Below are 13,058 nucleotides of genomic sequence, written 5' to 3'. Positions count from 1 at the left end.
CTCTGGCAGGCTGATTCGTGCCTGGATGTTGCTGAGAGAGGCCGTGGGCTTTTCTACTGAAAATTTGCCTCCGGCCATAGAATCTCCCACAGGGAAATCTACAGCTGTAAGGCCTGTGTAGATCCCCGTGGGAGCGGGTTCACCCGCGAATGGCCCTCACTCCGACCACCGGCCTGGCGCACGCTGAACTACCGACCTATTGTGCCGTCAGAGAGCCGTGGCGAGTCTCATCACTCGCTAGCCTGCAACTCTCCCTGTAAACTGCGGGGGTTTTTCTTCCCCCAATCCGTTCGGAGCCATACATGTCCCGCGTTACCCTGAGTCGCTATCTGATTGAGCAGACCCGCAGCAACAATACCCCTGCCGATCTGCGCTTCCTGATCGAAGTGGTGGCGCGTGCGTGCAAGGAAATCAGCCATCACGTGTCCAAAGGCGCCTTGGGTGGTGTGCTGGGCAGCATGGGCACTGAAAACGTGCAGGGCGAGGTCCAGAAGAAACTGGACGTGATTTCCAACGACATCCTGCTGGAAGCCAACGAATGGGGCGGCCACTTGGCCGGCATGGCTTCCGAAGAAATGGACAACGCCTACCAGATCCCGGGCAAGTACCCGAAAGGCGCCTACCTGCTGGTCTTCGACCCGCTGGACGGCTCGTCGAACATCGACGTCAACGTCTCGGTCGGCACCATCTTCTCGGTACTGCGTTGCCCTAACGAGTACCTGAGCCAGAACGAAACCCTGAACGAAAACGCCTTCCTGCAGCCAGGCACCGAGCAGGTCGCCGCCGGTTACGCCATCTACGGCCCGCAGACCATGCTGATCCTCACCCTGGGCAACGGCGTCAAAGGCTTCACCCTGGACCGCGAGCTGGGCAGCTTCGTGCTCACCCACGAAAACATCCGCGTGCCGGAAACCACCGCCGAGTTCGCCATCAACATGTCCAACCAGCGCCACTGGGAAGCTCCGGTACAGCGCTACGTGGGCGAACTGCTGGCAGGCGAGACCGGCCCGCTGAAAAAGAACTACAACATGCGCTGGATCGCCTCGATGGTGGCCGACGTGCACCGCATCCTGACCCGTGGCGGCCTGTTCATGTACCCACGTGACGCCCGTGAGCCAAGCAAGCCGGGCAAGCTGCGCCTGATGTACGAAGCCAACCCGATGTCGTTCATCATCGAGCAGGCCGGCGGCGCCTCCACCAACGGTTACGATCGCATCCTCGACATCAAGCCAGAAAGCCTGCACCAGCGTGTGTCGGTCATCCTCGGCTCGAAGGAAGAGGTCGAGCGCGTCACCGCCTACCACAAGGAGTAAGTCATGCTCGCACCTTGGCAGCCGTTGCTGGAGTGGTGGTTCGGTTGGGGCACCAGTCCCCAGGCCGTGGCTGACGAGAAGAGCACGCTGTGGTTCGGCAAGCATCACGATGCCGATGCCCAGGCGCTGTTTGGCGACCTGGTCGAGCACGCCTTGGCGGGTGGGCTCGACGAATGGCAGCAAAGCCCGCAGGGCTGGCTGGGCCTGCTGATTCTGCTGGACCAGCTGCCGCGCATGATCTACCGCGACACGCCGCGCGCCTTCGAGGGTGACCGGCGTGCCCAGGTTGTGGCCATGCAGGGCCTGCAGAAGGGCTGGGACTATCAGCTGCTGCCGATTCAGCGGGTGTTCGTGCTGCTGGTGCTGGAGCATGCCGAGGTGCTGGACTGGCAGAACCTGTGCGTGGAGCGCTACCAGATGCTGCTGGACGAGCAGCCCGAGGCCAACCGCCGGTTGTTCGAAGGCTTCCTCGACTACGCCGAGCAGCACCAGCGGGTGATCGCCCGTTTCGGGCGCTTCCCGCACCGCAACCTGATGCTGGAGCGGCCGAGCACCAGTGAAGAGATGGACTTTTTGCTGGAGCCTGGGTCCAGGTTCTGAGATTGCAGGGGCCTGCTGCGCAGGCCATCGCGACGCAAGGCCGCTCCTACAAGGGGCGGCTTTTTTATTGGCAAGTGATTAATGCTTTGTGATTAATCGCACAGTAGTGGCCATCCGACCAATGGTGTAGGGGCAAACAGGGTAGGGCAGGGAACCTGGGAGGGATTTTTGCGTCGAAGGTCACTGCAGGCCACTCGCCTGTCTCATCTCTCCAGGAGTGTCCTTCATGTCGTTGCGTTCCCTCGCCCTGTTGTCGCTGTGCGTCGTCCTGACTGCTTGCAGCAAGATCAACCAGGAAAACTATTCCAAGATCAAGGCCGGTATGAACAAGGCCGAGGTCGAGCAGTTGCTCGGTACGCCGACCGAGTGCTCTGGCGCGCTGGGCATGAGCAGCTGCACCTGGGGGGACGAGAAGAGCTTCATCAGCGTGCAGTACGCAGCTGACAAGGTGCTGATGTATTCAGGGCAGGGGCTCAAATGAGGCGCTTATACCTGCTGATGGGCGTATGCCTGGCGTTGTTGCTGGGGGGGTGTGCAGGCTCCGTGCACGACCCGCTGGCGCCGAAGACCGCCGGTAATGTCGACCTCAAGCGCTATCAGGGCAAATGGTACGAACTGGCGCGCCTGCCCATGCGCTATCAGGAAGGTTGCGAACAGTCCGAGGCCCATTACAACCTCAAGCCTGATGGTAGCTATGGCGTGCTCAACCGCTGTCGCACCATGGGTGATGAATGGCTGCGCGCCGAAGGGCATGCGAACATCCAGGAACCGGGGCACACCGACAAGCTGTGGGTAGAGTTCGATAACTGGTTCACCAAGCTGGTGCCTGGCGTGGCTCGCGGGGAGTACTGGATTCTGTATGTGGACGACCACTACCGCACGGCAGTCGTTGGTAGCCCGGATCGCAAGTACCTGTGGATTTTGTCACGCACGCCCACGCTACCGGCCTGGGAGCGTGAAAGCCTGCTGTCCAAGGCGCGGCAGCAGGGTTATGACACCAGCCGGCTGATCTGGCGTGCGTCGGATCAGCAAATAGTAAAAATGCACTGATTTTGGGGCCGCTTTGCGGCCCTTCGCGACACAAGGCCGCTCCTACAGGCGATCGCGGTCCTCTGTAGGAGCGGCCTTGTGTCGCGAAGGGCTGCAAAGCAGCCCCAATACTCCTATCCCAAAAGCTGGCGCAACACCTCGGCAAACGCCCGCGCGCTTTGCTCTTCCTGCGCATGGCGCCCCTGGCGCACCACCCACTGCCCATTCACCATTACATCCCGCACCTGGCGATCGCCACCCGCAAACAGCCAGCGGTTGAGAATGGCATCGCCATCCGCCAAGGCGATGTAAGGGTCCTGCCCGTCGAGCACCAGCCAGTCGGCACGCTTGCCCACGGCCAGTTCCCCGACCGCTTGCCCCAGCGCCTGTGCACCGCCTGCCAGTGCCGCGTCGTACAACGTGCGCCCAACCATGGGCTGGTCGCCTCGGTACAAGCGGTTGCGCCGTTGGTCACGCAGCCGCTGGCCGTATTCCAGCCAGCGCAGTTCTTCCACCACGCTCAGCGACACATGGCTGTCCGAGCCAATGCCCATGCGCCCGCCCTGCGCCAGGTAGTCCACCGCGGGGAAAATCCCGTCGCCCAGGTTGGCCTCCGTGGTCAGGCACAGCCCCGCCACCGCGCCACTGCGGGCCATGGCGGTGACTTCCTCCGGCTCGGCATGGGTGGCATGCACCAGGCACCAGCGGCGGTCTACATCCACATGCTCATACAGCCATTGCAGCGGGCGCAGGCCGCTCCAGGCCAGGCAGTCGTCGACCTCTTTCTGTTGCTCGGCGATATGGATGTGCACCGGGCATTGCTTGTCGCTGGCCGCCAGCACTTCGGCGATCTGCCCAGGCGTTACCGCCCGCAACGAGTGGAAGCACAGGCCCAGTTGTTGCGCAGGTTGTGCGTCCAGCACCGAGGTCAGTTGCGCTTGCAGCTGCAGGTACTGTTCGGTGGAATTGATAAAGCGCCGCTGCCCCTCGTTAGGCGCCTGGCCGCCGAACCCGGCGTGGCTGTAAAGCACCGGCAGCAAGGTCAGGCCAATGCCAGTGTCGGCTGCAGCCGCGCTGATCCGGCGGGACAGTTCGGCCGGGTCGGCATAAGCCTTGCCAGCCTGGTCGTGGTGCACGTAATGGAATTCGGCCACCGAGGTGTAGCCGGCCTTGAGCATTTCGATGTACAGCTGGCGGGCGATGACCTGTAGCTGGTCCGGTGTGATTTGCCCGACCAGGCGATACATCAGGTCGCGCCAGGTCCAGAAACTGTCATTGGGGTTGCCGGCGACTTCTGCCAAACCCGCCATGGCCCGCTGGAAGGCATGCGAATGCAGGTTGGGCATGCCGGGCAGCAGCGGGCCAGCCAGGCGCTCGGCACCTTCGGCCGAAGCGCCGGGCTCGATACTGGCCACGTGGCCATCGCTGGCGACCTCGATACGGACATGGCAGGCCCAGCCCGTAGGTAGCAGGGCGCGTTCGGCGAAGTAGGCGGACATCGGTGAAATCCTGTTATTGTTAACTTGTATATACATATACAGGCGTTTGCCTGCCGGGTAAACTGCGGCAAGCTACCGCTCATTCCATTGCAAAGGACTCAACGCCGTGCCGACACCTCCTGTCTCCGCGCTGGTTGCCCAGATGGGCGAGGGCCCGGCGCCGCTGTATGCCCGGGTCAAACAGATGATCATCCAGCAGATCGACAACGGCAGCTGGCCACCCCATCACCGGGTACCCTCGGAGAGCGAACTGGTCAGCGAGCTGGGCTTCAGCCGCATGACCATCAACCGCGCATTGCGAGAGCTCACGGCCGAAGGCCTGCTGGTGCGCATGCAAGGTGTGGGTACCTTCGTGGCTGAGCCCAAGGGCCGTTCGGCGCTGTTCGAGGTAAACAACATCGCCGACGAAATTGCCGCGCGCGGCCACCAGCATAGCTGCCAGGTGATCACCCTCAATGAGGAAGCTGCCGGTTCCGAGCGGGCCCTGGCCCTGGACATGCGTGAAGGCCAGCGGGTGTTCCACTCGTTGATCGTGCATTTCGAGAATGGCGTGCCGGTGCAAATCGAGGACCGCTACGTCAACGCGGCAATCGCATCCGACTACCTCAAGCAGGATTTCACCCGGCAGACGCCTTACGCCTACCTGTCCCAGGTAGCGCCGTTGACTGAGGGCGAGCATGTGGTCGAGGCGATTCTGGCCGAGCCGGAAGAATGCCGTTTGCTACAGATCGAGCAGGGCGAGCCGTGCCTGCTCATTCGCCGTCGCACCTGGTCCGGCCGCCAGCCGGTGACCGCTGCACGGCTGATCCACCCCGGTTCCCGTCATCGCCTGGAAGGACGCTTCAGCAAATGAGCCAGTTGCAGTTGTTGCGCGCACAGGATTACCCGCGCATGCCGTGGAAAAACGGTGGCGGGTTCACCGAAGAGATCACCCGTGACCGCGGCGAAGGGCTGGACGGCTTTGGCTGGCGCCTGTCGATTGCCGACATCGAGGAGTCGGGTGGCTTTTCCACCTTCGCCGGCTACCAGCGGATCATCACCGTGTTGCAGGGCGACGGCATGCGCTTGTTGGTCGATGGCCAGGCCAGCCGGCCGCTGTTGCCGTTTGATGCGTTTGCGTTCAGCGGCGAAAGCCAGGTCAGTTGCAAGTTGCTGGGCGGGCCGATTCGCGATTTCAACCTGATCTATGCACCGCAGCGGTACCGGGCGCGGTTGCAGTGGTTCGATGGCACCAGCCGGTTGTACAGCTCGGCGTCGACGGTGTTGCTGTTCGCGGCCAGCAATCAGCTCGAGGTGACAATTGCCGGGCGCGAGACGCAGCGCCTGGGGTTGTATGACTGCCTGCGAGTAGAAGACAACGATGAGTTGCTGGGGCTGGACGTGCAGGGACGGTGCTGCCTGATCGAACTCATTTCACAGTGAGATAGCCGGGGCTGCTGCGCAGCCCTTTCGCGACACAAGGCCGCTCCTACATCGAGCGCGTATGCCCTGGCTTGCGCGGTCCCTGTGGGAGCGGCCTTGTGTCGCGAAAGGGCCGCAAAGCGGCCCCGGCTTTTTTCTGCCATTCAGCGGATCAGTCCGATTATTTTGGTTGTCCATGCTTGTACATACAAGTAAAGGTGTGTTTGTATATTGACCACGACATACCCGCCCGCGGACGACCGCAGAGGACCTTTCCCGTGACCGACAACAACAAATACCGTGACGTTGAAATCCGTGCCCCACGTGGCAACAAGCTGACCGCCAAAAGCTGGCTGACCGAAGCGCCACTGCGCATGCTGATGAACAATCTCGACCCACAGGTTGCGGAAAACCCGAAAGAACTGGTGGTGTACGGCGGTATTGGCCGCGCCGCCCGTAACTGGGAATGCTACGACAAGATCGTCGAAACCCTGACCCGCCTGGAAGACGACGAAACCCTGCTGGTACAGTCGGGCAAGCCGGTCGGCGTGTTCAAGACCCACAGCAATGCCCCGCGCGTACTGATCGCCAACTCCAACCTGGTGCCGCACTGGGCCAACTGGGAACACTTCAACGAACTGGACGCCAAGGGCCTGGCCATGTACGGCCAGATGACCGCCGGCAGCTGGATCTACATCGGCAGCCAGGGCATCGTCCAGGGCACCTATGAAACCTTCGTCGAAGCCGGTCGCCAGCACTACGGCGGCAGCCTCAAAGGCAAGTGGGTACTCACCGCCGGCCTCGGCGGCATGGGCGGCGCCCAGCCACTGGCCGCCACCCTGGCCGGTGCCTGCTCGTTGAACATCGAATGCCAGCAGAGCCGCATCGACTTCCGCCTGGAAACCCGCTACGTAGACGAACAGGCCACTGACCTAGACGACGCCCTGGCCCGCATCGCCAAGTACACCGCCGAAGGCAAGGCCATTTCCATCGCCCTGCATGGCAACGCCGCCGAAATTCTGCCAGAGCTGGTCAAGCGTGGCGTGCGCCCGGACATGGTCACCGACCAGACCAGCGCCCATGACCCATTGAACGGCTACCTGCCCGCCGGCTGGACCTGGGAACAGTACCGCGACCGCGCGCAGACCGAGCCGGCTGCAGTGGTCAAGGCCGCCAAGCAATCGATGGCCGTGCACGTTCAAGCCATGCTCGACTTCCAGAAGCAGGGCGTGCCTACCTTCGACTACGGCAACAACATCCGCCAGATGGCCAAGGAAGAGGGCGTGACCAATGCCTTCGACTTCCCAGGCTTCGTTCCTGCCTATATTCGCCCGCTGTTCTGCCGTGGCATTGGTCCGTTCCGATGGGCGGCGCTGTCCGGTGATGCAGAAGACATCTACAAGACCGACGCCAAGGTCAAGGAACTGATCCCTGACGATGCCCACCTGCACCGCTGGCTGGACATGGCCCGCGAGCGCATCAGCTTCCAGGGCCTGCCGGCACGTATCTGCTGGGTTGGCCTGGGCCTGCGCGCCAAGCTGGGCCTGGCGTTCAACGAAATGGTCCGCAGCGGCGAGCTGTCGGCGCCAGTGGTGATCGGCCGTGACCACCTGGATTCCGGCTCGGTTTCCAGCCCTAACCGTGAAACCGAAGCGATGCGCGACGGCTCCGATGCAGTTTCCGACTGGCCGCTGCTCAACGCCCTGCTCAACACCGCTGGCGGCGCCACCTGGGTGTCGCTGCACCATGGTGGCGGCGTGGGCATGGGCTTCTCGCAGCACTCGGGCATGGTCATCGTCTGCGACGGCACCGATGAAGCCGCCGAGCGTATTGCCCGCGTGCTGACCAATGACCCGGGGACTGGCGTAATGCGCCACGCTGATGCCGGTTACGACATCGCCATCGACTGTGCCAAGGAGCAGGGCCTGGACCTGCCGATGATCACTGGCTGATCGCCACGCTTTGGCTCGCACCCCGCAAGGGGTGATACTGAACAACAAGAAGGAGCGTGCAGGCACCGAAAAACGGGCCTGCGGCTCCACGCGATTTGGAGTAGCAACGTGACCGAACTCACCCTCAAGCCCGGCACCCTGACCCTGGCCCAGTTGCGCGCAATCCACGCCGCGCCTGTGCGCCTGCAACTGGATGCCAGCGCTTCGCCGGCCATCGACGCCAGCGTCGCCTGCGTCGAGCAGATCATTGCCGAAGACCGCACCGCCTACGGCATCAACACAGGTTTCGGCCTGCTGGCCTCGACCCGCATCGCCAGCCACGACCTGGAAAACCTGCAGCGCTCGCTGGTGTTGTCGCACGCCGCCGGTGTCGGCGCGCCGCTGGATGACGACCTGGTGCGGTTGATCATGGTGCTGAAAATCAACAGCCTCAGCCGTGGTTTCTCCGGTATTCGCCGCAAAGTCATCGACGCGCTGATCGCCTTGGTCAACGCCGAAGTCTACCCGCACATCCCGCTCAAAGGCTCGGTGGGTGCTTCCGGTGACCTGGCGCCATTGGCGCACATGTCGCTGGTGCTGCTGGGTGAAGGCAAGGCCCGCTACAAGGGGCAATGGCTGCCAGCCACCGAAGCCCTGGCGGTCGCCGGCCTGGAGCCGCTGACCCTGGCTGCCAAAGAGGGCCTGGCCCTGCTCAACGGTACCCAGGCCTCCACCGCCTACGCACTGCGCGGCCTGTTCCAGGGTGAAGACCTGTATGCCGCTGCCATCGCTTGCGGTGGCCTGAGTGTCGAAGCTGCACTGGGCTCGCGTTCGCCGTTCGATGCGCGTATCCACGAAGTGCGTGGCCAGCGCGGCCAGATCGACACCGCTGCCTGCTTCCGCGACCTGCTGGGTGATTCCAGCGAAGTGTCGCTGTCGCACAAGAACTGCGACAAGGTCCAGGACCCGTACTCGCTGCGCTGCCAGCCGCAGGTGATGGGCGCCTGCCTCACCCAGCTGCGCCAGGCTGCCGAGGTACTGGGCATCGAAGCCAACGCCGTGTCGGACAACCCGTTGGTGTTCGCGGCCGAAGGTGACGTGATTTCCGGTGGCAACTTCCACGCCGAGCCGGTGGCCATGGCCGCCGACAACCTCGCCCTGGCCATCGCCGAAATCGGCTCGCTCAGCGAGCGCCGTATCTCGCTGATGATGGACAAGCACATGTCCCAGCTGCCGCCGTTCCTGGTGGAAAATGGCGGGGTCAACTCCGGCTTCATGATCGCCCAGGTCACCGCTGCCGCCCTGGCCAGTGAGAACAAGGCCCTGTCGCACCCGCACAGCGTCGACAGCCTGCCAACTTCGGCCAACCAGGAAGACCACGTATCGATGGCCCCGGCTGCCGGCAAGCGCCTGTGGGAAATGGCCGAAAACACCCGTGGCGTGCTGGCCATCGAATGGCTCGGTGCCTGCCAGGGCCTGGACCTGCGCAAAGGCCTGAAAACTTCCGCCAAGCTGGAGCAGGCGCGCAGGGCGCTGCGCAGCGAAGTGCCGCACTACGACCGTGACCGATTCTTCGCGCCGGACATCGAAAAGGCCGTGGAACTGTTGGCCAAGGGTAGCCTGACCGGTTTGCTGCCTGCTGGTGTCCTGCCTAGCCTGTGATGCCCCTGGGGCCGCCATGCGGCCCTTTCGCGACACAAGGCCGCTCCTACAAAAGGCGACGCGCTTCCCTGTAGGAGCGGCCTTGTGTCGCGAAGGGCTGCAGAGCAGCCCCCTTCGATCTCACGACCACAAAAACAATTTAAGGACGTGACATGCAACAAGCTCAAGGTCTCAAGCGCGGGCTAAGTGCCCGCCACATCCGTTTCATGGCCCTCGGTTCGGCCATCGGCACCGGCCTGTTCTACGGCTCCGCCTCGGCCATCCAGATGGCCGGCCCGGCCGTGCTGCTGGCCTACCTGATCGGCGGCGCCGCCGTGTTCATGGTCATGCGCGCCCTTGGCGAAATGGCCGTGCACAACCCGGTGGCCGGCTCCTTCGGCCACTACGCCAGCACCTACCTCGGCCCCATGGCCGGCTTCATCCTCGGCTGGACCTACGCCTTCGAGATGGTCATCGTTGCCATCGCCGACGTCACCGCCTTCGGTATCTACATGGGCTTCTGGTTCCCGGAGGTCGCCCGCTGGATCTGGGTGCTGGGCATCGTGTTCCTGATCGGCGGCCTCAACCTGTGCAACGTCAAAGTGTTCGGCGAGATGGAGTTCTGGCTGTCGCTGCTCAAGGTCGGCGCTATCGTGGCGATGATTCTGGCCGGCCTCGGCATCATGGCCTTTGGCTTCAGCCAGGTGGGTACCGGGCATGCCGTGGGTGTGAGCAACCTGTTCGACCATGGCGGCTTCATGCCCAATGGCGTGGGTGGGCTGATCGCCTCCTTTGCCGTAGTGATGTTCGCCTTCGGCGGCATCGAGATCATTGGCGTCACTGCCGGTGAAGCCAAAGACCCGCAGCGCGTCATCCCCAAAGCGATCAACGCCGTGCCCCTGCGCATCCTGTTGTTCTACGTGCTTACCCTGTTCGTGCTGATGTGCCTGTACCCATGGCCGCAGATCGGCAGTGAAGGTAGCCCGTTCGTGCAGATCTTCAGCAACCTGGGCATTGGCTCTGCTGCTGCCGTGCTGAATATCGTGGTGATTTCTGCCGCCATCTCGGCCATCAACAGCGACATTTTCGGCGCTGGCCGCATGATGTACGGCCTGGCCCAGCAAGGCCATGCGCCACGCAGCTTCGGCAAGCTGTCGAAACACGGGGTACCGTGGATGACCGTGGTAGTGATGGGCGCTGCACTGCTGATCGGCGTGCTGCTCAACTACCTGATCCCGGAAAACGTGTTCTTGCTGATTGCTTCGATCGCCACCTTCGCCACCGTGTGGGTGTGGCTGATGATCCTGCTTACCCAGGTGGCCATGCGCCGCAGCATGAGCCGTGAAGACGTGGCCCAGCTCAAGTTCCCGGTACCGTTCTGGCCATACGGCCCGGCCATGGCCATTGCGTTCATGGTGTTCATCTTTGGCGTGCTCGGCTACTTCCCGGATACCCAGGCGGCATTGATCGTTGGTGTGGTCTGGGTGGTGTTCCTGGTGGCGTCCTACCTGCTGTGGTGCAAGCCGCGTGCAGGGCAGGGCGAGCCGGTAGCAGAGCCGGTCGAGCTGCACCGCTAGTAAAGGAGATTGTGCATGAGAACCCTCTGGCAGCATTGCCATGTGGCAACCATGGCCGAGGGCCGTTACTCGGCCATCGAGGACGCGGCCATCGTCACCAGCGCCGGCCTGATCGAATGGATCGGCCCGCGCACCGAACGGCTGCCGGTCGACGCTGACCGCACGGTGGACCTGGGAGGTGCCTGGGTCACCCCGGGCTTGATCGACTGCCACACCCACGCAGTGTTCGGTGGCAACCGCAGCGGCGAGTTCGAGCAACGCCTGCAAGGCGTGAGCTATGCCGAGATTGCCGCCCAGGGCGGCGGCATCGCCAGCACCGTGCGGGCCACCCGTGCGGCCAGCGAGGACGAGTTGTTCGCCAGTGCCCGCCAGCGGGTTCAGGCGCTGATGCGCGATGGTGTGACCACCATCGAGGTCAAGTCCGGCTATGGCCTGGACCTGGCCAACGAGCGCAAGATGCTGCGCGTGGCCAGGCGCCTGGCCGATGAGCTACCGCTGGCGGTACGCGCCACCTGCCTGGCCGCACACGCGTTGCCGCCGGAGTACGCGGGCCGTGCTGACGATTACATTGCGCACATCTGCGACGAGATGCTGCCGGCGCTGGCTGCCGAGGGCCTGGTGGACGCAGTGGATGCCTTCTGCGAGCACCTGGCGTTTTCCCCGGCTCAGGTCGAGCGCCTGTTCATCAAGGCGCGCGAGCTGGGCCTGCCGGTCAAGCTGCATGCCGAACAGCTGTCGTCGTTGCACGGCTCCAGCCTGGCGGCGCGCTACCAGGCGCTGTCGGCCGACCACCTTGAGTTCATGACCGAGGAAGATGCCATCGCCATGGCCAAGGCTGGTACGGTCGCGGTGCTGCTGCCCGGCGCGTTCTACTTTTTGCGCGAAACCCAGCTGCCGCCGATGGACGCACTGCGTCGCCACGGGGTGAAGATTGCCCTGGCCAGCGATCTCAACCCCGGTACTTCGCCAGGCTTGTCGCTGCGCCTGATGCTGAACATGGGCTGCACCTGTTTCCGCATGACGCCCGAAGAAGCGTTGGCCGGCGTCACCGTGCATGCCGCCACGGCGTTGGGCCTGGGCAGCAGCCATGGCTCGCTGGAGGTGGGCAAGGTAGCCGACTTCGTCGCCTGGCAAATCGAACGCCCCGCCGACCTGGCCTACTGGCTGGGCGGCGACCTGCCCAAGCGCGTGGTGCGCAAGGGCAACGAGATTTCCAACTGAGTGAGGCACGATGGACAAGGTACTGAGTTTTCACCAAGGTCGCCTGCCGCTGCTGATCAGCATGCCGCACGCCGGCCTGCGCCTGAGCGACGCCGTGCGTGAAGGCCTGGTCGACCAGGCGCGCAGCCTGCCGGATACCGATTGGCACATCCCGCAGTTGTACGATTTTGCCCGCGACATGGGGGCCAGCGTGGTGGCGGCGGAGTATTCGCGCTTCGTTATCGACCTCAACCGCCCGGATGACGACAAGCCGCTGTACGCTGGCGCCACAACGGGCCTGTACCCGGCCACGCTGTTTGAGGGCGAGCCGCTGTTCAAGGAGGGGCTGGCGCCGTCTGGCGAAGAACGCACTCGCTATCTGGAGCAGATCTGGCGCCCGTATCACGACACACTTCGTCGCGAACTGGACCGCCTGCGCGAGCAGTTTGGCTATGCGCTGCTGTGGGATGCCCATTCGATCCGCTCGCACATCCCGCACCTGTTCGATGGCAAGTTGCCGGATTTCAACCTGGGTACGTTCAACGGTGCCAGCTGCGATCCGGCACTGGCCGAGCGCCTGCAAGGCGTTTGTGCTGAAGCGCCGGCCTACAGCCATGTGCTGAATGGCCGCTTCAAGGGCGGGCACATCACCCGGCATTACGGTGATCCGGCCAACCACATTCATGCCGTGCAGCTGGAGCTGGCGCAGAGCACCTACATGAATGAAACCGAGCCATTTGCCTACCGTGAAGACCTGGCGCAGCCCACCCGGCAAGTATTGCAGCAACTTTTGCAGGCACTGCTGAGTTGGGGGCAAGAGCGGTATGGGCGCTGAAGTTCGCGTGTAAAGTCGGCGACGCGCTGCAA

At 63.4% G+C, this 13,058-nt stretch carries 12 protein-coding genes; 11 read left to right on the top strand and 1 reads right to left on the bottom strand.

Features of this window, described 5'->3' with window-relative positions:
* The first annotated feature begins 302 nt into the window (after positions 1-302).
* From ACQKPZ_RS19885 to ACQKPZ_RS19870, 4 genes are all read left to right on the top strand, one after another.
* A complete protein-coding gene (locus ACQKPZ_RS19885) occupies positions 303-1,313 on the top strand; it encodes a class 1 fructose-bisphosphatase (RefSeq protein WP_016395389.1) in 1,011 nt (336 codons plus the stop codon).
* A gap of 3 nt (positions 1,314-1,316) precedes the next feature.
* A complete protein-coding gene (locus tag ACQKPZ_RS19880; protein ID WP_427541346.1) occupies positions 1,317-1,913 on the top strand; it encodes a DUF924 family protein in 597 nt (198 codons plus the stop codon).
* Positions 1,914-2,139: 226 nt separating this feature from the next.
* Positions 2,140-2,394 (top strand): outer membrane protein assembly factor BamE domain-containing protein, encoded by a 255-nt coding sequence (bamE, locus tag ACQKPZ_RS19875; protein ID WP_003249234.1) that lies wholly within the window; start codon positions 2,140-2,142, stop codon positions 2,392-2,394.
* Complete coding sequence (locus ACQKPZ_RS19870; RefSeq protein WP_300028188.1) at positions 2,391-2,963, top strand: lipocalin family protein; 573 nt, start codon at positions 2,391-2,393, stop codon at positions 2,961-2,963. The genes bamE and ACQKPZ_RS19870 overlap by 4 nt, the downstream gene beginning before the upstream one ends.
* Before the next feature lie 113 nt (positions 2,964-3,076).
* On the opposite strand, the gene ACQKPZ_RS19865 is transcribed toward ACQKPZ_RS19870, so the two are convergent.
* Positions 3,077-4,441: a formimidoylglutamate deiminase gene (locus tag ACQKPZ_RS19865; protein WP_427541343.1), complete on the bottom strand. Its 1,365-nt coding sequence runs from the start codon at positions 4,439-4,441 to the stop codon at positions 3,077-3,079.
* Between the two features lie 142 nt (positions 4,442-4,583).
* Between ACQKPZ_RS19865 and hutC the strand changes: the two genes are divergently transcribed.
* The 7 genes from hutC to hutG all read left to right on the top strand — a co-directional run bounded on the left by hutC (position 4,584) and on the right by hutG (position 13,026).
* The gene (gene hutC / locus ACQKPZ_RS19860) at positions 4,584-5,294 is read left to right on the top strand and encodes a histidine utilization repressor (protein WP_427541352.1); all 711 of its coding nucleotides are present in this window, start codon (positions 4,584-4,586) and stop codon (positions 5,292-5,294) included.
* Positions 5,291-5,863: a HutD/Ves family protein gene (locus tag ACQKPZ_RS19855; RefSeq protein ID WP_427541340.1), complete on the top strand. Its 573-nt coding sequence runs from the start codon at positions 5,291-5,293 to the stop codon at positions 5,861-5,863. Before hutC ends, ACQKPZ_RS19855 begins: the two co-directional genes overlap by 4 nt.
* Before the next feature lie 257 nt (positions 5,864-6,120).
* Entirely contained in the window at positions 6,121-7,794 is a 1,674-nt protein-coding gene (gene hutU, locus ACQKPZ_RS19850; RefSeq protein ID WP_427541337.1) for a urocanate hydratase, read from the top strand.
* Between the two features lie 108 nt (positions 7,795-7,902).
* Entirely contained in the window at positions 7,903-9,435 is a 1,533-nt protein-coding gene (gene hutH / locus ACQKPZ_RS19845) for a histidine ammonia-lyase (RefSeq protein ID WP_427541334.1), read from the top strand.
* 152 nt (positions 9,436-9,587) lie between these two features.
* A complete protein-coding gene (locus ACQKPZ_RS19840; protein WP_427541331.1) occupies positions 9,588-10,991 on the top strand; it encodes an amino acid permease in 1,404 nt (467 codons plus the stop codon).
* 15 nt (positions 10,992-11,006) lie between these two features.
* Positions 11,007-12,212 carry an imidazolonepropionase gene (hutI, locus tag ACQKPZ_RS19835; RefSeq protein WP_427541328.1) on the top strand — a complete coding sequence of 402 codons (1,206 nt, stop codon included), beginning with the start codon at positions 11,007-11,009 and terminating at the stop codon, positions 12,210-12,212.
* A 10-nt stretch (positions 12,213-12,222) separates the two neighbouring features.
* Positions 12,223-13,026, top strand: coding sequence for an N-formylglutamate deformylase (hutG, locus tag ACQKPZ_RS19830; protein ID WP_427541325.1), 804 nt, complete (start codon positions 12,223-12,225; stop codon positions 13,024-13,026).
* Positions 13,027-13,058 lie beyond the last annotated feature (32 nt).

It is taken from the genome of Pseudomonas sp. NPDC089547, from assembly GCF_050280665.1.
In the GTDB taxonomy this organism is placed as follows: Bacteria; Pseudomonadota; Gammaproteobacteria; order Pseudomonadales; family Pseudomonadaceae; genus Aquipseudomonas.
The sequence above is the reverse complement of the archived record's forward strand: the minus strand, read 5'-3'. Positions and strand labels throughout refer to the sequence as shown.

Excerpts from the sequence above, each read along its gene's own strand:
- ACQKPZ_RS19885 (WP_016395389.1), top strand. The coding sequence starts at position 303 with ATGTCCCGCGTTACCCTGAGTCGCTATCTGATTGAGCAGACCCGCAGC.
- ACQKPZ_RS19855 (WP_427541340.1), top strand. The coding sequence starts at position 5,291 with ATGAGCCAGTTGCAGTTGTTGCGCGCACAGGATTACCCGCGCATGCCG.
- ACQKPZ_RS19865 (WP_427541343.1), bottom strand. The coding sequence starts at position 4,441 with ATGTCCGCCTACTTCGCCGAACGCGCCCTGCTACCTACGGGCTGGGCC.
- ACQKPZ_RS19880 (WP_427541346.1), top strand. The coding sequence starts at position 1,317 with ATGCTCGCACCTTGGCAGCCGTTGCTGGAGTGGTGGTTCGGTTGGGGC.
- ACQKPZ_RS19840 (WP_427541331.1), top strand. The coding sequence starts at position 9,588 with ATGCAACAAGCTCAAGGTCTCAAGCGCGGGCTAAGTGCCCGCCACATC.
- ACQKPZ_RS19870 (WP_300028188.1), top strand. The coding sequence starts at position 2,391 with ATGAGGCGCTTATACCTGCTGATGGGCGTATGCCTGGCGTTGTTGCTG.
- hutI (WP_427541328.1), top strand. The coding sequence starts at position 11,007 with ATGAGAACCCTCTGGCAGCATTGCCATGTGGCAACCATGGCCGAGGGC.
- bamE (WP_003249234.1), top strand. The coding sequence starts at position 2,140 with ATGTCGTTGCGTTCCCTCGCCCTGTTGTCGCTGTGCGTCGTCCTGACT.
- hutC (WP_427541352.1), top strand. The coding sequence starts at position 4,584 with ATGGGCGAGGGCCCGGCGCCGCTGTATGCCCGGGTCAAACAGATGATC.
- hutG (WP_427541325.1), top strand. The coding sequence starts at position 12,223 with ATGGACAAGGTACTGAGTTTTCACCAAGGTCGCCTGCCGCTGCTGATC.